We start from the raw sequence: 20,577 nt of genomic DNA, 5'->3' as shown, positions 1-20,577 counted from the left end.
TCTATGAAAACCAATAAGTTACCTCAATCAGCATGGTCTGATACAAAGGAAGCTGGTTCTCAATCTAAGCAGACTACCCAGTCGCGCCACTATCATCTCAATGAGGATAGAACACGGCAGGCAGGTCACGCCAGCAACGATGCTAGCTACAACCATGATAATCTAAATGACCAATATTCTACCCATTTGGCAAAAAAAACGTCTTCGCAAGATCACTATTTTGGATATAAAAGCGCCGATAAGAGCCTTGTACAGGCAAAAGAGTCTGCTATGATTAACAGCAACAATAACAAGGACGGCGATTCAAAACATAGCGAAAGCAGTAATTTCGTTAGTGATTACTGTACTAAGGATAGTGGTCACTGCACTAACGATTATAAATGGTCACAAGAGTTGAGCGAAAAAGAATCTGGACAGAACCACCATTCAAAGCAAAATGCTGATTCATCATCAACCTCTACTTACTCATCATACAAAGAAATACCGGAGCGTATATTTATGAATGGACTTATCAAGCATACGGGTATAGCGCTAGCTATTATCATACCATTAGCTGCATTTTCAGCGTATGCGGCGACGCCACCGGTTAATGCTACCGCTGACATGACTGCTAACGCCACTACTGATAGAACCACTACAGAGACATTGTCAGTCAAGCCAAGCGCCATCATTCATAAGTCTGCAAGCACACCGACCACAGTGGATAGCATTGATCTAAAAAAGTATGCAGGAACATGGTATGAGATAGGACGTTTGCCCATGTATTTTCAGCGCAATTGTGCCAGTGATGTCACCGCCAATTATACTGAAAAAACCGATGGTTCAGGTATCATAGTCACTAATAAATGCGTACAGAAAGACGGTTCTGGTATTACTTCTCAGGGTATCGCTAAGCCTGTTGATGAGTCAGGCAGTAAGTTAAAGGTCACCTTTTTACCATCGTGGATTCGTTGGTTGCCAGTTGGTCGTGCCGACTATTGGGTACTAGCACGTGATGCTGATTACAAGACTGCTTTAGTAGGAACACCTGATAAAAAATATTTATGGTTATTGGCGCGTTCGCCAAACGTCACTCAAGAAACCTATGCCAAATATCGTCAAATCGCTCAACAGCAAGGCTATGACTTAAAAGAATTTAAGTTAACCTCGCAGACCAATCAAACAGTTAGCCTCGTTCCATAACGAGCATCACTTACTAGATACTGTGTTAAATCGTAATGTCGCTTTATCATCCACTATTTGATACTGGCAATAATAAACAATAAGGCAGCATAATTGGCTGCCTTTATTTTCATAATAACCTGCATAACTCAATAAAATGCTTTATAAGCGTTAGCAGATCGGTTATCACTGGCAAAATAGGCCGTTTTAGGCTAAAATCTAGACGATCTCAATACTCTATATCAATAACTGACACCAATATCGTGCGGTTGCCATACTAGAGTGATTGCGTAGACCACACATAATCTATCTAATCTGTATTCTCTATCATTTACTGATCACACATTACTGACCATAAGGATGTTTCTCGTGAGCAACGCTGATACCTTACGCCAATTACATCAAGACCACTTAAGCAACTACAACAATCAAGAGCAACAAGCGATTGAGCTGATGGGGCTATTGAATAAGCTCTATAATGAGCAAGACGTACAAGTAACCTTGTTCGGTGACACGTTAAATACGACGTCAGTTGGTCAAATATTGGCATTGCATCAAAAAGTAGCCTTGCGTAACCAAGACGCTAAATCTATTGATATCGCTGACACTTTAGCCATGGTTAAAGCGCTAGCGGCTAATGATAAGCTTCAGTCTGCACAGGTTGATGTTGGTCAATTAATCGCTAATGACAGTGATTTACAAGCAGCACTTCAAGCAGTTAATGTTGATGACACTACGGTTAATCCGGCGACTGATGTCGTGCTATACGGTTTTGGTCGTATCGGTCGTATCTTAACTCGCCTGCTATTATCACAAGCGTCAAGTGCTAAAGGTATGCAGTTAAAAGCCATCGTCGTACGTCCTGCGGCATCTGGCGATTTGGCCAAGCGCGCCTCATTGCTAGAGCGTGATTCGATTCATGGTAGCTTTGCTGGTGGCGTGGTGGTTGATGATGAAAACAATGGCTTGATTATCAATGGTCGCTTTGTTCAGGTCATCTACGCTAAAGATCCAAGCGAGATTGATTATACGACTTACGGTATTAATGATGCGTTAGTGATTGACAATACGGGCATTTGGAAAGATGAAGCGGGTCTTGGCAAGCATTTGCAATCGACTGGTGTGAAAAAAGTCCTATTAACAGCCCCAGCTGGCGGTGAGATTAAAAACGTTGTTTATGGTGTAAATAACGAAACAGTCGGTGAAGATACCATCGTCAGTGCGGCGAGCTGTACCACCAACGCAATCACCCCAACGTTAAAAGTATTGAACGATGAATACGGTATCGAAAACGGTCACGTTGAAACGATTCACTCATTCACTAACGATCAAAACTTGATTGATAATTATCATAAAGCGGATCGCCGTGGTCGTAGTGCTGTATTGAATATGGTTATTACCAGTACGGGTGCTGCTAAAGCGGTTGGTAAAGCACTGCCAGAGCTTAGTGGTAAACTAACGGGTAATGCCATCCGTGTACCAACGCCAAACGTCAGCTTAGCGATTTTAAACTTGAATCTTAAAACAGCACCAGAAAATGCTGATGCGTTAAATGAATTCATGCGTAAAGTATCTAATAGCAGTCAGTGGCAAACACAGATTGCTTATACAGATTCTACCGAAGCGGTATCGACGGATTTTGTTGGTGATACCCATGTAGGTATCGTTGATGCCCAAGCAACTATTTTGACCGACAATCATGCCATTGTTTATATCTGGTATGACAATGAAGTTGGCTATAGTACGCAAGTATTACGTTTAGCCACACAAATGGCAGGCATCAGTTATACACAGATTCCAGCTTAATACATTTGTACAGCAGTAGTGAGTTTCTAATATTGAGGTACTCTTTATAAGAAAGTATTTTAATAGTCACTTTTAGCATGGACAAATAGATGTGATTTTTTAAGTTAATATATACCGCACCCGATAGTCCAATTGGTTATCGGGTGTTATTGTCATAAATAAAGCAATGATATATAGCAACATAGACGTAAGTCTCCTATTTTTTAAAAGATACCTATAGGCAAAAGAAGCAGTATATGACTGCTATTGAGTCTATAAACTAGAGTGTAAATAAAGGAACGTAAGATGCGATTTATTGATGAAGCCGTCGTAACGGTAAAAGCAGGTGACGGTGGTAACGGAATCGCCAGTTTTCGCCGAGAAAAGTATGTCCCACGTGGTGGACCTGATGGTGGAGATGGTGGCAAGGGCGGAGATATTTACGTCATTGCAGAGGATAACACCAACACCCTAGTGGACTATCGTTATACCCGTCGTCATGATGCTATGCGAGCAGAGAATGGCCACAGTAGAAACTGTTCAGGCAAGGGCTCTGATGATTTGTTTTTACCAGTACCTATCGGTACCACGGTAGTTGATACCGAAACTGACGAAGTGTTGGGTGACTTGATTGAACTTGGTCAGACGTTACTGATTGCCAAAGGTGGTGATGGTGGTTTGGGCAATACCCATTTTAAGAGCTCTACCAACCAAGCACCGCGTAAATCGACGTCTGGTTTTGAAGGTGAGTTAAAAGTTCTTAAATTTGAGCTAAAAGTTGTGGCTGATGTTGGCTTGATTGGTTTGCCTAATGCTGGTAAATCTACCTTTATTCGTCAAGTCTCTGCTGCTAGACCAAAAGTTGCTGACTATCCGTTTACCACCCTCGTTCCGAATCTAGGTGTGGTTGATATCGGTCGTCATCGCTCATTTGTGATGGCAGATATTCCAGGTTTGATCGAAGGTGCTTCAGAAGGTGCTGGACTTGGCATTCGTTTCTTAAAACATGTGGCTCGTACTCGTCGTCTATTACATGTGGTTGATGTAAAGCCAATTGATGGCAGCGATCCGGTAGCCAACGCTCGTGTTATTTTGAATGAACTTGAGCGTTTTTCGCCTGAGTTATCCAACTTGCCCCAGATTTTGATATTAAACAAAATTGATCAGGTGCCTGACGAAGAGTTAGATGAGCTTTGTACTCATATTGTCGCCGAGCTTGATTGGACAGGCGATGTATTTCGCACGTCAACCTTAATGGGTGAAGGGACTGATGCAGTTAAATATCATTTAATGAATGAGATTGAACTAGAGCGTGAGCGTGAACTAGAAGATCCTATCTTCGCTGAAGCACAAAGAACCCGTTTTGAGCGCTTAGAAGTAGAAGTCCGTCTAAACACTGAGGCGCAGCGTGAAGCCTATCGTGCGGCTCGTAAAGCGGCTCGCGAAGGTGTAGATTTAAGCGACGACGATGCTGATTTTGACGATGACGACGAAGATGGTGTTGAGGTCATTTATGTTCCTTAAGCTAACACGCTTGAGCTGATATACTTGAATTTTTTAGATCAATCCCCGTAATCAATTCACATGAGAGACAGGAGTTTATATGGCAGGTGACATAGAAAACACGACCGAAGAAGCAAGGTTTATTAAACAAACTCGCAACTTTGATATTCAGCGCGTTATTGTCAAGATTGGCTCATCGTTGTTAACCAATAACGGTCGAGGGCTGGATCGAACTGCCATATACGAGTGGGCAAAGCAGATCGCTAAATTGCACAAGCAAGGCGTTGAAGTACTGCTAGTATCGTCAGGTGCCGTTGCTGAAGGGGTGGTACGAATGAACCTTGAGGAGCGCCCGAAGAAACTAGCAGCACTACAGGCCTGTGCTTCTATTGGTCAAATGGGTTTGATTGAAACGTGGTGGTCAGCATTAATCCAACATGGTATTCAAAGCTCGCAGCTGCTACTAACACATGATGATTTGTCTAATCGTAGCCGTTATCTCAATACGACGGGCGCGTTGACACAATTATTAGAATGGCGCGTGCTACCAGTGATTAATGAAAACGACACTATTACAATTGATGAAATTAAATTTGGTGATAACGATACTTTGGGCGCGATGGCAGCGGCGATGGTCAATGCCGATTTATATATCATTTTAACCGATCAAGATGGGGTGTTTACGGACAACCCACGTGACAATCCTAATGCAAAAATGATTCGCCAAGAGCGTGCGATGGCGGATTACTTATTTGATATTGCAGGGGATGGTGGCAAGCTTGGTCGCGGCGGTATGCTGACCAAAATTCGTGCTGGTCGTCTTGCTGCGATGGGTGGTTGTCCAACCGTTATCGTGAGCGGTGCTATCGATGATGTTATTACTCGTGTGGTATCAGGCGAAGCGGTTGGTACTTTATTGACCACCAATGATCAAGACAAAATCATTGCACGCAAACAATGGCTTGCCGCACATTTACGTATGTCAGGCACTCTAATAGTCGATGCAGGTGCAGCAAAAGCTGTAGTTGAGCATCACAAGAGCTTGCTACCGGTCGGCGTTGTGGAAGTACGCGGTGATTTCGATGAAGGTGACGTGGTTGAGGTGGTGCATCAAGATACGGGCGAGCGTTTAGCGGTTGGACAAGTGAACTTCTCATCTCGTGATGCTTGCCGAGTGGCTCGTGAGCGTACTGAGCAGTTTGATAGAATTCTTGGTAATAATGAAGAGCGTGTGGTCATGGTACACCGTGATAATTTAGCGCTGACCATGTAGACCATTGATGGTATTCATCTAATTTCAAATATGAGCAAGATATTATTGATTAAAGACTAACGGCAAATGACGCTCTAAAAAGCACAAATACTTTTAATGATTATTGTTTTTATGATTGTTAATGCGAGAGATATTAACCAATAAATTGTTATTAGCGAATATCTCATTATTTGTGGTTTTTTTAGCATAGATTGTCGCTATCTAAACGTTTTAATATTCTTTTATTCAACTTATTTTATCTAGCACCGTATTCATTGATGATCATGAATGCGGTGTTGTTTTGGAGATTTGTACATGAGTGCTTCAGACAATAGTAACTCGATTCAGCAAGAATTTGCGCCTTTAAAGAACGACAGATTGTTACGGGCATTACGCTTTGAATCAATAGACACCACGCCAGTCTGGATGATGCGTCAAGCTGGTCGTTATTTACCAGAATATAAAGCCACTCGTGCAGAAGCGGGCGACTTTATGAGCCTGTGCAAAGATACGGACCGCGCCACTGAAGTCACTTTACAGCCACTACGCCGTTATGATTTAGATGCTGCTATCTTATTTAGTGATATTTTGACCATACCTGACGCTATGGGATTGGGCTTATACTTTGAGGCGGGCGAAGGTCCTAAGTTTAAACATCCTATTCGTACGCAAGCAGACTTAGATAGATTGCCAGTACTTGAACCCAATGATTCTCTTGATTATGTCATGCGTGCGGTGACGAGCATCCGCAAAGCATTAAATGGTCAAGTGCCGTTATTTGGTTTCTCTGGTAGTCCATGGACATTGGCCACCTACATGATTGAAGGCGGCAGCTCAAAAGACTATCGTTATACTAAAGGCTTTTTGTATAGCAACCCTGATTTCTTGCATCAATTATTAGATAAATTAGCCACTTCTGTTATTGATTATCTAGATGCACAGGTGGTCGCTGGCGCTCAAATTCTACAGATTTTTGATAGTTGGGGCGGGGCGCTTGGCCATCGTCAGTTTATCGATTTTTCTCATGCTTATAATAAGCGTATCGTCGCTGAATTAAAAGTACGCCATCCGCAAATACCAGTGGTATTATTTACCAAAGGCGGTGGGTTATGGTTGGATGTGCAAGCAGATAGTCAAGCTGATGTTTTAGGGTTAGATTGGACGATGCCCATTGATCGTGCACGCCAAGTATTGGCTGAAAGTCAGCGTCAATTGACCAAACAGCATAAAAAACTACAGAGTAGTAAAGCCATTCAAGGCAACTTGGATCCAGCAACATTGTATGGTTCACCTGCGACGATTCGTGCTGAAGTAAATGCAATGCTTGATAGTGCTTATGCAAGCGGCGAAAAAACGGGTTATATAGCAAACTTAGGTCATGGTATTACGCAATGGGTCAATCCTGACAATGCCAAAGTATTTATCGATGCGGTGCACGATTATAAAATCTAAAGCCGCTAGAATCTAAAAATGACAAAGTTCAGGCCTATAAGCGAGCTTTCTATCTAAGATTTGTTTAACAAACACTGATATTTACCAAGTAAAATAAAAAGGAATATCTTATGATTTCAGCAGCGATTGTTGGTGGCACAGGTTATACGGGTATTGAACTGATTCGCTTGTTATCTGCGCATCCTGAAGTATCTATTGATTTGCTAACCTCGCGTAGCGAAGCTGGTACACGCGCTGATGAGATATTTCCAAGCTTACGCGGTATATCAGATATTGTCTTTAGCGACTTGGGCGATGAGACGCTTGCAACGCTGCAAAAGTGTGATGTGGTCTTTTTTGCCACGCCACATGGCGTAGCGATGAAGCAAGCAGAGGCGCTAACGCAAGCCGGTGTGAAAGTCATTGATTTGGCTGCTGATTTTCGTTTGCAGTCACTGTCCGATTTTGAACACTGGTATCAGCAGTCGCATGCTTGTCCTGAGCTACTAAAGACAGCTGTTTATGGTTTACCTGAAGTGAATCGCGATAAACTTGCCACTGCTTTAGTCGTCGGTAATCCGGGTTGTTATCCGACTACCGCTATTTTGGGTTTGAAACCAATAATCGATATGCAAAATAAGCAAGCAGAGAGACTGGTAGAATCACGTATCGTTATTGATGCAAAGTCTGGTGTTTCTGGCGCTGGTCGCCAAGCTTCACTTGCGCTTAATTATGCTGAAACTACTGATAACTTTAAAGCTTATAGCGTTGAAGGACATCGTCACCTGCCTGAGATTGAGCAAGGCGTGGCGCAGTTATTAGGCAGCCAGTTCACCCATCGCATTCGTTTTTTACCGCATCTTGTGCCGATGATACGTGGCATGCTGAGCTCTATTCATCTTGAGCTGACGGATGCGGGTGCTGCTATTGATTGGCAGCAGATATTTGAAACATGCTATGAATCAGAAGCGTTTATTGATGTCATGCCAAAAGGTATTTATCCGGATACCCGTAGTGTCCGCGCCAGCAACCGTTTACGCATTGCTGTGCATCAAGACAATGAACGGGCTGAATTGACAGTGATTGTCGTACAAGACAATTTGGTAAAAGGCGCCGCAGGACAAGCTGTACAAAATATGAATGTCATGTTCGGATTCGATGAAACAATGGGACTGAATTTTGCGCCTATCGTACCTTAGTACGAGATTTTTTGTGGCTAAGTCATTCATATTTATGCTACTAGGTATTGATTATAAATTCCGCTATAATATTGCCATTACTGTTAAGAGATATTGTCTAAATGCGTGTCAAGCTTGTACGACGCTTTTGCTCACAGCCCGCACTTTCATCGTGCAAAGACTCTGATTTGTATCATTTAGAGCGTAGTCCGCATTCTCTTAAAACCAATGCTAGTTCAGTAACTAAGGTAGGTGGTACCCAACAAGGGGCATCCACATTGGTGTTGGCTCTCTTTGTCGTTGTCATATTGGTGACTGCCATTGTTGGATTGATATTCGGTCATAAACTTGGCTATCAGCGCGGCTTGCACTCAATGCAAACAGAAGCCAAGCAAGCAATTATTAATGGCACTGAGGCAACAGAAGCGCTGGAAGATTTACGTCTTAGTCATAAAATAGCGGTCAATCAAGCCGCTACTGCTAAGCAGGAGCTGGCGATTAGCTTGGCTAACATCAAAGAGTTGCGTGAAAACCAGCAAGAATTAACGGTTGAGAATAGACAAGTCTCTCAACTGAATGAATTATATGCTGATGTCCTTCGTGACAAAGGCGGCATGCCTTTACAAGTAATAGCAGCAAAGATTGAGCCGTTACCTGAAAATGCCTTCGAATATGGTTTCGATATAGGCATGCTTGCTAGCGATGGCAAAGCCAAACGCCTAAAGCCAACGTTGACTTTGCTCAATGACGATGATTTTGTAGAGGTGCCGCTAGATCCTCCAGTTTATACTATTGAAGGTATCGTTCGTATTCGTGGTCGTTTCATGATGCCATCAGGCTTTAAACCGTTACAAGTCAAACTCAGCTTACAAGCTGGCGGACAACAAGTGGAGCAGCTCTATGATTGGAGGCTTGGCGACCGAGTTGATAATATGCCGCTATCACTTTTAGATTTACCTGAAGTCGACGAAAGTCCGATTGAGCCTTAATCTATTCATATTTAAGAGCGCTATAATAAGCATTGCATTTGCCAACCTCTGTTAGCGCTCTTTATTCTGTTATAAATATAACCATTAATTTGTATGCCAATTATGATAAAACGAACCCTATTGCAAGCGTTGCCAACTGTTGCTGATTGGCACTTTCCAACCATACCTGCTCATCGTGCACAAGATGGCGATACGGACGGCGAGACCTCGCCACAAGCAGATGTACTGGTAGCAGAGCCAGAAGTGGCTAAGCCGCCTATGTATGCCGTCGTTATGTATAATGATAATTATACGCCGATGGAGTTCGTTGTTTATATTTTACAGTCTGAATTTCGTCATAGTATGGATTCGGCAGTCGAAGTTATGCTGACGATTCATAACAGTAGCAAAGGCATTGCTGGTATCTATCCTAAAGATATCGCTGAGACCAAAGCCAAAAAGGTAAACAGTCTGGCACATCGTGAAGGCTATCCATTATTGACCCAGATTGAGCCACATCAAGGCGAATAAGAAAATAGCGTAAATATGAATTTAAAGTTCTATCTTCTTTTCGTGTTTTTATCTTATTATTTCCAATGGTTTTATCGTTTAGAAACCCTATCAAGCTCTAAAAACCGCTCATTGTGAGCTTGATTGGTACTCTGTATCCAAGCAATCACTCATAAATTCCTTATTATAAAAATTTCCTAACCTTGATTTTTCTTTAATATACCCTTATCTATATTAAGTCATCACACCAAACAGCTGTCTAAATTTTATAGAAATGATTGCTGAACTCGTATCATTTTCTAGTCATCCTATTAACTTGAATTTTTCTATAATTTAATCAGTTGATGGCTTAAAAAAGTCACTTGTATCCTTCACTCTCTCATTTATTATTCTATTACCCATTTCTCCTTTATTTGCTCAGCTTTTGAAGCTTTCATGCTATTTCTTTACTATAAATATTGATGCGCAGTACGCCTTGATACATTTTAGTCTGTGTTAATAGATTGACTCTTCTTAAGTATCGTGTTGAGATAAAGAAAGCAAGTATGAGTGATCAAAACGCTTAATTGGTGATAAGTAGATAGCACTGCTACTTGAGTAATACATGGTCAATATCATTTAGCGCTGTCTTTTGATAATACAGAGTTAGCCCTTGAACAATCCATCTGTCGCCCTGATTTACTTACTAACTCATTCATAAAGCTATCAATTATAAAGATAGGTATAACCGTAGGAAGTCGTTATGTTAAGTCGTCATCTTGAAGTTTCTTTGCGTTTAGCAATGACACTTGCGCGCCAAAAATCGCATGAGTACCTCACTGTTGAGCATCTATTATTGGCGTTATTAGAGAATACTCACGCTGCCAATACACTAACTGCCTGTAATGCCAATGTTTCAACGCTGCGCACCGAGTTAGAAGCTTATATCAATAAGCATACGCCAACGGTAGACGCAGACACCGAGCAGTCACCGCAGCCAACCCAAAGCTTTGATCGTATTCTACAGCGTGCTATTTTCCATGTGCAATCTATTGGTGGTGGTCGCCTTGTTGAAGGCTCAGACATTTTAGTGTCTATGTTTTCAGAGCACGATACTTATGCCGTTTATTTGCTCAAAAAGCAGGGTATTAGTCGTCTTGAGTTAACCCAATACTTATCACATGGTCAAGATAAAGACGAGCCATCTGAGCCACGTGCTTCTATGACGGGTGAGCGCCGTAGTGCCTCAGAAAAAACCAGTAAAGATCCCTTGGTTGAGTTTGCGACCAACCTGAACCAGCGTGCGGCTGAAGGTAAGACGGATCCATTAATTGGACGTGGCCCTGAAATTGAGCGCGCCGCGCAAGTACTGTGTCGTCGCCGTAAAAATAACCCGTTATTGGTTGGTGAGCCTGGCGTCGGTAAGACCTCTATCGCTGAAGGTTTGGCGTGGTTGATTATTAATGATAAAGCACCGAAACCATTGAATGGCTGCGTGATTTATAGCCTTGATATCGGCTCATTAATCGCTGGTACTAAATACCGTGGTGATTTTGAAAAACGCATGAAGTCACTGCTTGATGCGCTAAAGAAAAAGCCCAATGCAATATTATTTATTGATGAGATTCATATGATTATTGGCGCAGGGTCGTCAATGAGTAGCAATATGGACGTATCAAACTTGATTAAGCCAGCACTTGCTAATGGTGAGCTGCGTTGTATCGGCTCAACTACCTTTACCGAATACCGTCAAGTGTTTGAAAAAGACCATGCACTGTCACGTCGTTTCCAGAAAATTGATGTCAAAGAGCCGAGTGTTGACGATACAATTGATATTTTACGCGGTCTGAAGCCTCGTTATGAGGAATTTCATAATGTTGAATATACCGATGAAGCGTTGGTCACCGCCGTTCAATTATCTGCTAAGCATATTCACGAGCGTTTTTTACCAGATAAAGCGATTGACGTGATTGACGAAGCAGGTGCCTATAAGCGTTTAGGCGTTATTCCTGATGCTGATGATATTGATGCAGAAGAAAGCTTTATTTCAGATATAGAGCAAGATTTTGATGCTCAGATTGATGCCGATGTTGAGGGACTCGGTGGTGACACGTATAGCGATAGCGAAATGCAGGATGAAGCGGAAACTGCAAAAGCCAATGATCGTGCCAAATCGTTCAGTGAGTCAAAAAGTGCCAAGGCTAAGAAAAAACCACCGATGAAAATCGATGTGGCAGATATTGAAGCGATTGTTGCCAAGCTTGCACGTATTCCGCCCAAGTCAGTATCGAGTGATGATAAGAGTATTCTTCAGCACTTAGATCGTGATCTTAAGCACTTAGTGTTTGGTCAAGATGAGGCCATTGAAACATTAGCCGACGCCATTAAGCTATCACGTGCCGGTCTCAAAGCACCAGATAAGCCAATTGGTTCCTTCATGTTTGCCGGTCCTACTGGGGTGGGTAAAACCGAAGTTTCACGTCAGTTAGCGAACCTACTTGGTGTCGAGTTAGTTCGTTTTGATATGTCAGAGTATATGGAAGCGCATACTGCTTCACGTCTGATTGGTGCACCTCCTGGCTATGTCGGTTATGATCAAGGTGGTTTGTTGACTGAAAAAATCAATCAACATCCACATTGTGTGTTATTGCTTGATGAGATTGAAAAAGCGCACCCTGATGTCTTTAACTTGTTACTGCAAGTCATGGATCATGGTACGTTGACTGATAACAATGGTCGTGTGGCTATCTTTAAGCAAGTGATTGTGATTATGACGACCAATGTCGGTGCTGATAGTATTAGCCGCTCTTCGATGGGCTTTACTCACCAAGACCATAGTCGTGATAATACGGAATCGCTCAAACGTGTCTTTACGCCAGAGTTCCGTAACCGTTTAGATGCAATTATTCAATTTAACCCACTAGATACCTCAGTGGTGGTGTCTGTGGTCGATAAGTTCTTGGTTGAGTTGCAAGTCCAGCTTGATGACAAACAAGTCACCTTAGAGATTGATGACGAAGTACGCGATTACTTGGCTAAAAAAGGCTATGATCGCCTAATGGGTGCCCGCCCAATGCAACGTCTGATTCAAGATGAAATCAAAAAGCCATTGGCAAGTATGATTTTGTTTGGTAATTTGGTCAATGGCGGGGTAGTACATCTTACTTTGGAGCCTGAAGCCAATGATGAGCAAGATGGTGATTCTGTCAAGCTTGATAAGTACAGTGGTAAGACGGATTATAACTCTACAGATAAAGGATCAGCAGATAGTCGTATTATCTTGACGGTCGTTGAGACTCATGAGCCACATCCAGACTCTGAGTCACTCGCCAGCTAAGTTTTTGCTACTAATGTAATAACAACGGTTACCATGTTACTGTGGTAGCCGTTTTTTTATTGCTATAATTCATAACAACATCAAGGTATGAAATCACGAGCTCTCATGTGCGAGATTGGTTCACGCCCTCCATTCGATATTTATCTAATCGATAACAAATATAACAGGACATACTATGGAATTATTCGATGAACAAACGCCAAAATCGCCAGCGCAAAAGCAGGCTATTTTAGACAATGTGCGCTTGCCAGAAGATTGGAAAACGGCGTTAGCAGACGAGTTAACTTCTAACAATATGGACGACTTGCGTGCGTTTTTAAAAGAAGCCTATCAATCAGAAAACAGTATCTATCCGCCAGCACCCTTAATATTTAACGCGTTAAACCTGACCCCTTTATCACAAGTTAAAGTCGTGATACTAGGTCAAGATCCTTATCATGGACCAGGGCAGGCAATGGGCTTATCGTTTTCAGTGCCCAAAGCCATTCCAAAGCCACCCTCACTCAATAATTTGTTAAAAGAGATGGCGAGCGACGTTGGTATCGCACCCTCAAAACATGGCGACCTGACTTACTGGGCGCAGCAAGGAGTTTTGCTATTAAATAGCTCTCTGACCGTGCGAGAAAGTGAGCCAAACAGTCACCAAAATAAAGGCTGGGAGCAGTTTACCGATGCGGTGATTGATGTGGTTAATGAACAAACAGAACATACCGTATTTATATTGTGGGGCAGTAAAGCACAGAAAAAAGGCAAATATATCAATACTGATAAGCATCTCATTCTGACCGCTGTACATCCATCACCACTTGCTGCCAATCGTGGTGGATTCTTTGGTTTCAAGCCGTTTTCTAAGACCAATGATTATCTGGTACAGTATGGGCAAACGCCTATCGATTGGCAATTACCGCAATAGTTGTCAAAATACATGAAACATAAACAAAATATAAGCTTGAAGCCACATCCAACCGCAAATAGTCAGTTAGTTATTGAAGATATGCAAGCCAGCGCATTTTGGTCACTTCAAGATATGAGCTGGATGAACATAGCTCTTAAACTTGCTAGGCAAGGTGCTGAGCGTGGAGAAGTGCCGGTAGGAGCGATACTGGTACACGACCAGCAGATTATTGGTCAAGGATTTAATGAACCAATTGGTCGTCACGATGCGACCGCTCATGCCGAGATTGTCGCATTAAGAGAAGCGTGTGCGCGCTTAAAAAACTATCGCTTACCATTACAGACAACGTTATACGTTACCTTAGAGCCTTGTACGATGTGTATCGGAGCGCTCATTCATGCGCGGGTCGATAGATTGGTCTATGCAGCGAGTGAGCCAAGAGCAGGCATGGTTGGCAGTCAGATGAACTTACCTATGCAGCCTTTTTATAATCACAGTATTCAGGTACATAAAGGCCTGTGTAGCGAGCATAGTAGTCAAATACTCAAAGGCTTTTTTCGTGAACGAAGAAAATTGGCTAAAACGAAATCAAAATAAGCTGTTAACAAGATAACGGACTTGCTGCTAGTGATGGGTAGGTTTCTTTGCTATAATATCGCCCTATTTGATGACGAAATGATGAATTGATTGTCAAGCGTTTGATAAATAAGTAAATATTTTTCTGCAGCTAGCATGTACTAAGCCGTATCAGTATCGTCTACTATTAAGTGAGTATTATGACCGTTTCTACAGCTGATAACGCTATACTTGATAACTTTAGTTCTGGTAGTAATGATAACCAAGCGCCAGTGTTGCGTTATCCAGTTATCTGCATTGATGGACCAAGTGGGGCAGGTAAAGGTACGGTGACGTGGCGTTTGGCCCAAGCATTGAATTATCAACTGCTAGATTCAGGTGCTTTGTATCGTATCGTTGGACTCAAAGCATTTGAAGCTGGATTAGTTGCGGCAGACGGAAGCCAAGCCATTGACGAGATGGCTGTATTAGCACTAACGCAGCGCCTAGAGATTGCTTTTGTACCTAACAATGCATCAGGACGTGTTGATGTTTTAGTGAATGGTGAGGCGGTTGGTGAGCAGGTTCGTAATGAAACCGTGGGCGGCTATGCATCACAAATAGCCGTATTTCCAAAATTTCGTCAAGCATTACTACAGTTGCAACAAGATATGGCAACTCACTCTGGATTGGTCGCTGATGGTCGCGATATGGGGACGGTGGTGTTCCCAGATGCGGATGTAAAAGTATATTTGACTGCCAGTGCTGAAGCGCGTGCCGAGCGCCGTGTAACACAGTTAATAAATGCTGGTCAGACGGCAGATTTTGACGCGATTTTAGCGACAATTAAAGCTCGTGATGATCGTGATGAGAATCGGTCGACTGCACCATCAAAGCCTGCAGAAGATGCTCTACTACTAGATAGCTCTAACTTAGATGCTGATGCAGTTTATGCACAAGTGAAAAGACATTGTCAGGATAAAGGTATTTTCTTTAATAGTTAATAAAAACAAGTTAGTAAGTATGAAAAAGTTTCCTATACGCTTGATTTTAGTATAAAATCACAGTAGTAGACGCTAATAATCTCTAGAGAGTGATAAAAATATTCTTTCTAAATCATAGAGATTTGAAAGTATAAGGCATTGCAATATAAGACAGTTGTTGCTAGTGAGTTTAATAAGTTATGTGCTTACTAACAACAAACGTTTTTATATATGATTGTATGGGATATAAAACCAGTATTCTCGTTTTATGCAATCATAAATTTGATCCGTACTGTGCTGGACAGGATACGGCTATACAAAGGTAGACATAATGGAATCATTTGCTGAACTATTTGAAGCGAGCATCGAAGAAACAGGTCTGGATATCGAGCGTGGCTCGGTTATCACTGGTACTGTTGTGGCCATTGATAACGACTGGATCACTGTTGATACTGGTCTGAAATCTGAAGGTATCGTCGCTCGTGAAGAGTTTTTAAGCGAAGAAGGCGAACTTGAAGTTGAAGTTGGCGATAGCGTTGATGTCGTGGTTGAAGCGGTTGATAACGGCATGGGTCAAACCTTGCTTTCACGTGAAAAAGCCAAACGTGTTGAAACTTGGAACTTCCTTGAAAAAATCGCTGACAATGATGAAATCGTAAAAGGTATCATCTCAAGCAAAGTGAAAGGCGGTTTCACTGTAGATATCGGTTCAGTACGCGCGTTCCTACCAGGTTCATTGGTAGATGTTCGTCCTATCCGTGACACCACGCATCTTGAAGGTAAAGAGCTAGAGTTCAAAGTCATCAAACTTGATCAAAAACGCAACAACGTTGTTGTTAGCCGTCGTGCAGTTATGGAAGCTGAAAATTCAGCTGAGCGCGAAGAGCTATTGAACAAGCTTGAAGAAGGCATCGAGATCGAAGGTATCGTTAAGAACCTTACTGATTACGGCGCATTCGTTGATCTAGGTGGTATCGATGGTCTATTGCACATCACTGACATGGCATGGCGCCGTATCAAGCATCCATCTGAAGTTGTTGAAGTTGGTCAGGACCTAAAAGTTAAAGTATTGAAGTTTGACCGTGAGCGCAATCGCGTTAGCCTAGGTCTAAAACAACTTGGTACTGATCCTTGGGATAACGTTGGCGGCACTTACCCAGTAGGTAGTGTGGTTAAAGCACGCGTAACCAACTTAACTGATTATGGTTGTTTCGCTGAGATTTCTGAAGGTATTGAAGGTTTAGTACACGTTTCAGAAATGGATCATACCAACAAAAACATCCACCCATCAAAAGTTGTTCAAGTGGGTGATGAAGTTGAAGTAATGATTCTTGATATCGATGAAGAACGTCGTCGTATCAGCTTAGGTATCAAACAAACTCTTGCTAACCCATGGGATGAGTTTGATAAGAAACATGAGCGCGGTGATAAAATCACTGGTACGATCAAATCAATCACTGACTTCGGTATCTTTATCGGTCTAGACGGTGGTATTGATGGTCTTGTTCATCTATCTGATATCTCTTGGAACGAAACTGGCGAAGACGCTATCCGTAACTACAATAAAGGCGACACCGTTGAAGCAATGGTATTGTCAGTAGATGCAGAAGCAAACCGTATCAGCCTAGGCGTGAAGCAGTTAAGCTCTGATCCATTCAACGAATACCTAGTCAACAATGACCGCGGTGCTATCGTTAATGGTAAAGTAAAAGAAGTAGATGCTAAAGGCGCTACTATCGAGCTTGCTGACGAAGTTGAAGCGTATCTACGTGCCTCTGAAATTCAACGTGATCGCGTTGAAGATGCGACTAAGCATTTGAGCATTGGTGATGACGTTGAAGCTAAAATCATCAGTGTTGATCGTAAAACTCGCAACATCAACTTGTCTATCAAAGCGAAAGACGAAGCTGAAGAGCGTCAGGCGATTAAAGAGCTAAGCAGCACTAGCACGACTAGTACTACTGTCAGTTCTGATGCACAGCCAAAAACAATTGGTGACTTGATCAAAGAGCAAATGCAGTAAGCTGCACGTTATTGATATAAGATTATAAAAGAAGCGACTATGGTCGCTTTTTTTTTGCTTAAATTTTAAGTGCACTATTAATCAATGAGGTTTTTGCTCAAACAGGCAAACTCTTATTTCCATTTACCGTAATATCCGCTATCATTTGCAACATTGAGTAACGAGATGTGAATTATTACTTATTTAAGACACTGATATTGTTTTAGTGAATGGCTATTTATCCTTATGATCTTGATGTATAGCTTGTCTTAAAAGTAACCAACTATCGAAAATGATGGTTCAATTCACAGTCATCTTATCCATTAATCAACAAGGCAAGCGTAATAATGCAGCAAGCGATTAACAAGTCCGAATTTATTAGTAATTTAAGTGCGAACTGTGACAATATGACTGATACTGTAGTCGATGATGCAGTACGTGAAATATTAAACTTGATGACCGATACGTTAGCCAATGATGGACGCGTAGAAGTTCGTGGTTTTGGCAGTTTTTGTCTGCACCATCGTCGTGCCCGTATGGGTCGAAATCCTAAAACAGGAGAAAGCGTACCTGTACCTGCCAAAGCGATACCGCACTTTAAACCAGGTAAAGCATTACGTGAAGCAGTCAATGATACAGTAGCAAATAGCTAAGTGTGTTATAAAGTATTTATTGGGTAAAATTGCCAACAAGAGTGCTTGCCAGCCACTTTTGCTAGAATTTATCACTAGTGAGTTTATAAGCATATAAATGTGTGGGTTGATGAAGGTTTTAAAGTGCTATTTTTAAAACACTAACGACATTCCAAATCGAGGTAGACGTCTCATGCGCTTTTTACTATTTGTATTGCTGTTTTTGAGCTTTGCTTATGCACTTGGCTTGGTGTTGGCAAATAATACCGAAGTTGGCGTAAATTTATTATTCTCGCAAGCACCGACGATGAATCTAGGATTGCTGCTGATTTTATGCCTTATGCTTGGTATTGTTATCGGCATCTTGTTGGCACTGCTTATCTTCCGTGTCTTACAGAATAAGTGGGAAATCTCGCGTTTGCAAAAAGCGAATGTGAACCTCCAAGCGCAACTGACACAAGCCAATGCTGTCATTGATCGCCAAGCAAGTGCACCAACGTTGGAAGAAGCTGTTTATGGTTCGACAGCAACCAATGTGCAAGTGCAAGACGCAGAAGTACTTACTGTAGATGAAGGCGCGACACTTACCAAACAAAAACGAGACTAAATTATATTCTGTACTGATCTATGAGCAGTCCATATATAGTGTTTTGATAATTCTGATATAGATATGGTAAAACCATGAATAATACAATGAACTCCCCAGTCATCGTTGCCTTAGATAATATGACGATGGAGGCATCGGTAGCATTAGCTGATCAGTTAGATCCAACATCATGCCGCTTAAAAGTGGGTAAAGAGCTATTTACTCGCTGTGGTCCTGAGATAGTTAAGGCGCTACATCAGCGTAATTTTGACGTATTTCTAGACTTGAAATTCCATGATATTCCTAATACTACCGCTCAAGCGGTACTAGCGGCAGCTGAGCTTGGCGTATGGATGGTGAATGTGCATGCCAGCGCGGGCTTAGAGGCGATGTCATTGGCTAAACAGCGCTTGTTAGACGGTAATTTTGATACCTTGCTGATAGCCGTCACCGTGCTGACCTCTATGGATAATCAAGCATTGATGCAAACAGGTATTACCGATGGTCTAGATGCGCAAGTGAGTCGATTGGCACAATTAACCGAGCAAGCGGGTCTTGATGGTGTGGTCTGTTCAGCGCAAGAAGCTAAAACGCTTAAGACACTGTGTGGTCAGGATTTTAAATTGATTACCCCTGGTATTCGCTTGCTAGACGACAATGCAGATGATCAAAAGCGTATTTGTACACCGAAACAGGCGTTAGACGATGGTTCTGATTATTTGGTGATTGGTCGTTCAATTACTCAGGCAGCAGATCCTGCGGCTAAATTACAAAAGATACTCCGAGGTATTTAGATACTTATAAAATATTTGGATATTTACAAAGTGTTTAGCATTTTATAGTATCAGCATAATAAAAAAGACAGCCTAATCCGCTGTCTTTTTTTAATTTTTGCGGGTATATCAAAAAGTGCTAAACTATTTATGTTTATTTAATGATATTAGAACTTATGAAATTACAGATTTTAAGTGACTTACATATTGACAGTTATGCGCGTCAGTCACATCCGCTAGGGCATATTCCCAAAACTGATGCAGACGTGGTATTAGTCGCGGGTGATACTGCCAACAGCGATAGTGGTATGCCATGGCTACAAGAGCAGGCAGCACGTTTGCAAGTGCCTGTGATTACGATAGCTGGTAATCATGAATACTTTAATGAAGATGTGCTACATTTTGATAAAAAGCTGGCGACTTGGGATAATTATAATGCCCAGTCGCAGCAAGGCGTCCGTTTTCTACAGTGTCAACATATTGATATTGGTGACATACGTATCCTAGGTTGTACTTTATGGACAGATTACCAATATCAGGTCAATGAAGATACTATAGCTGCTGCTATGCGCTTTATGCGTGACTATAAACAAATCTATGCTGGAGGCGAGCTTTTTTCACCTGAAGTATCGATGCAAATCCATGCTAAGCAGCGTCAATGGTTAAAGCAAGCATTGATCACCGCCAAAACACTTGGCAAAAAAACTGTTGTGATGAGTCATCATAGTATCAGTCCATTATCGGTGTCTGAGAAGTATGCGAATCTACCAAGTAACGCAGCTTTTATCAGTGATTTGTCTGGCTGGATGCATGAAGATTGGGCGCCAATACTATGGGTACATGGACATACACACGAAGCATTTGATTACCGTATTGGTAATACACGAATCATTGTCAATCCACGTGCGTATCCAAATGAGGTGAGCAGCACTGCATTAGCATTTGCGTGGGACAAAGTCATTGATATCGGCTAAGTAATTTTAGCCTCTTGAAAGTAAAAATGTTTTTAGTTATTTGTCACCTTGATTCGCATTTTTTAAAATAGTG

At 41.9% G+C, this 20,577-nt stretch carries 17 protein-coding genes; all 17 read left to right on the top strand.

Annotated elements, in window-relative coordinates; all coding sequences use genetic code 11:
* Positions 1-3 precede the first annotated feature (3 nt).
* The 17 genes from JFC08_RS03930 to JFC08_RS03850 all read left to right on the top strand — a co-directional run bounded on the left by JFC08_RS03930 (position 4) and on the right by JFC08_RS03850 (position 20,504).
* Entirely contained in the window at positions 4-1,182 is a 1,179-nt protein-coding gene (locus tag JFC08_RS03930; protein ID WP_198329773.1) for a lipocalin family protein, read from the top strand.
* A gap of 339 nt (positions 1,183-1,521) precedes the next feature.
* Positions 1,522-2,967, top strand: coding sequence for a glyceraldehyde-3-phosphate dehydrogenase (locus tag JFC08_RS03925; protein ID WP_198329772.1), 1,446 nt, complete (start codon positions 1,522-1,524; stop codon positions 2,965-2,967).
* A gap of 285 nt (positions 2,968-3,252) precedes the next feature.
* Entirely contained in the window at positions 3,253-4,470 is a 1,218-nt protein-coding gene (gene cgtA / locus JFC08_RS03920) for an Obg family GTPase CgtA (protein ID WP_055124422.1), read from the top strand.
* 79 nt (positions 4,471-4,549) lie between these two features.
* Entirely contained in the window at positions 4,550-5,722 is a 1,173-nt protein-coding gene (gene proB / locus JFC08_RS03915) for a glutamate 5-kinase (RefSeq protein WP_045445028.1), read from the top strand.
* 294 nt (positions 5,723-6,016) lie between these two features.
* Complete coding sequence (gene hemE / locus JFC08_RS03910) at positions 6,017-7,153, top strand: uroporphyrinogen decarboxylase (RefSeq protein WP_045445031.1); 1,137 nt, start codon at positions 6,017-6,019, stop codon at positions 7,151-7,153.
* Positions 7,154-7,263: 110 nt separating this feature from the next.
* On the top strand, positions 7,264-8,331 hold the full coding sequence (gene argC, locus JFC08_RS03905) for an N-acetyl-gamma-glutamyl-phosphate reductase (protein ID WP_198329771.1): 1,068 nt from the start codon (positions 7,264-7,266) through the stop codon (positions 8,329-8,331).
* Between the two features lie 101 nt (positions 8,332-8,432).
* Positions 8,433-9,299, top strand: coding sequence for a hypothetical protein (locus JFC08_RS03900; RefSeq protein WP_198329770.1), 867 nt, complete (start codon positions 8,433-8,435; stop codon positions 9,297-9,299).
* 102 nt (positions 9,300-9,401) lie between these two features.
* A complete protein-coding gene (locus JFC08_RS03895; RefSeq protein ID WP_198329769.1) occupies positions 9,402-9,809 on the top strand; it encodes an ATP-dependent Clp protease adaptor ClpS in 408 nt (135 codons plus the stop codon).
* A gap of 721 nt (positions 9,810-10,530) precedes the next feature.
* A complete protein-coding gene (locus tag JFC08_RS03890) occupies positions 10,531-13,104 on the top strand; it encodes an AAA family ATPase (protein WP_198329768.1) in 2,574 nt (857 codons plus the stop codon).
* A gap of 175 nt (positions 13,105-13,279) precedes the next feature.
* Complete coding sequence (locus JFC08_RS03885; protein ID WP_198329767.1) at positions 13,280-14,017, top strand: uracil-DNA glycosylase; 738 nt, start codon at positions 13,280-13,282, stop codon at positions 14,015-14,017.
* A gap of 12 nt (positions 14,018-14,029) precedes the next feature.
* Positions 14,030-14,596 carry a tRNA adenosine(34) deaminase TadA gene (gene tadA, locus JFC08_RS03880; RefSeq protein ID WP_198329766.1) on the top strand — a complete coding sequence of 189 codons (567 nt, stop codon included), beginning with the start codon at positions 14,030-14,032 and terminating at the stop codon, positions 14,594-14,596.
* Positions 14,597-14,775: 179 nt separating this feature from the next.
* Complete coding sequence (cmk, locus tag JFC08_RS03875; protein WP_198329765.1) at positions 14,776-15,558, top strand: (d)CMP kinase; 783 nt, start codon at positions 14,776-14,778, stop codon at positions 15,556-15,558.
* A gap of 310 nt (positions 15,559-15,868) precedes the next feature.
* Positions 15,869-17,560, top strand: a complete 1,692-nt coding sequence (gene rpsA / locus JFC08_RS03870) for a 30S ribosomal protein S1 (protein WP_198329764.1) — start codon at positions 15,869-15,871, stop codon at positions 17,558-17,560.
* Positions 17,561-17,886: 326 nt separating this feature from the next.
* Positions 17,887-18,192: an integration host factor subunit beta gene (locus JFC08_RS03865; RefSeq protein ID WP_045445047.1), complete on the top strand. Its 306-nt coding sequence runs from the start codon at positions 17,887-17,889 to the stop codon at positions 18,190-18,192.
* Positions 18,193-18,364: 172 nt separating this feature from the next.
* The gene (locus JFC08_RS03860) at positions 18,365-18,778 is read left to right on the top strand and encodes a lipopolysaccharide assembly protein LapA domain-containing protein (protein ID WP_109590391.1); all 414 of its coding nucleotides are present in this window, start codon (positions 18,365-18,367) and stop codon (positions 18,776-18,778) included.
* Positions 18,779-18,852: 74 nt separating this feature from the next.
* On the top strand, positions 18,853-19,551 hold the full coding sequence (pyrF, locus tag JFC08_RS03855; RefSeq protein ID WP_198329763.1) for an orotidine-5'-phosphate decarboxylase: 699 nt from the start codon (positions 18,853-18,855) through the stop codon (positions 19,549-19,551).
* A 155-nt stretch (positions 19,552-19,706) separates the two neighbouring features.
* On the top strand, positions 19,707-20,504 hold the full coding sequence (locus tag JFC08_RS03850; protein ID WP_227697634.1) for a metallophosphoesterase: 798 nt from the start codon (positions 19,707-19,709) through the stop codon (positions 20,502-20,504).
* Positions 20,505-20,577 lie beyond the last annotated feature (73 nt).

It is taken from the genome of Psychrobacter cibarius, assembly GCF_016107535.1.
Taxonomy (GTDB): domain Bacteria; phylum Pseudomonadota; class Gammaproteobacteria; order Pseudomonadales; family Moraxellaceae; genus Psychrobacter; species Psychrobacter cibarius.
The sequence above is the reverse complement of the archived record's forward strand: the minus strand, read 5'-3'. Positions and strand labels throughout refer to the sequence as shown.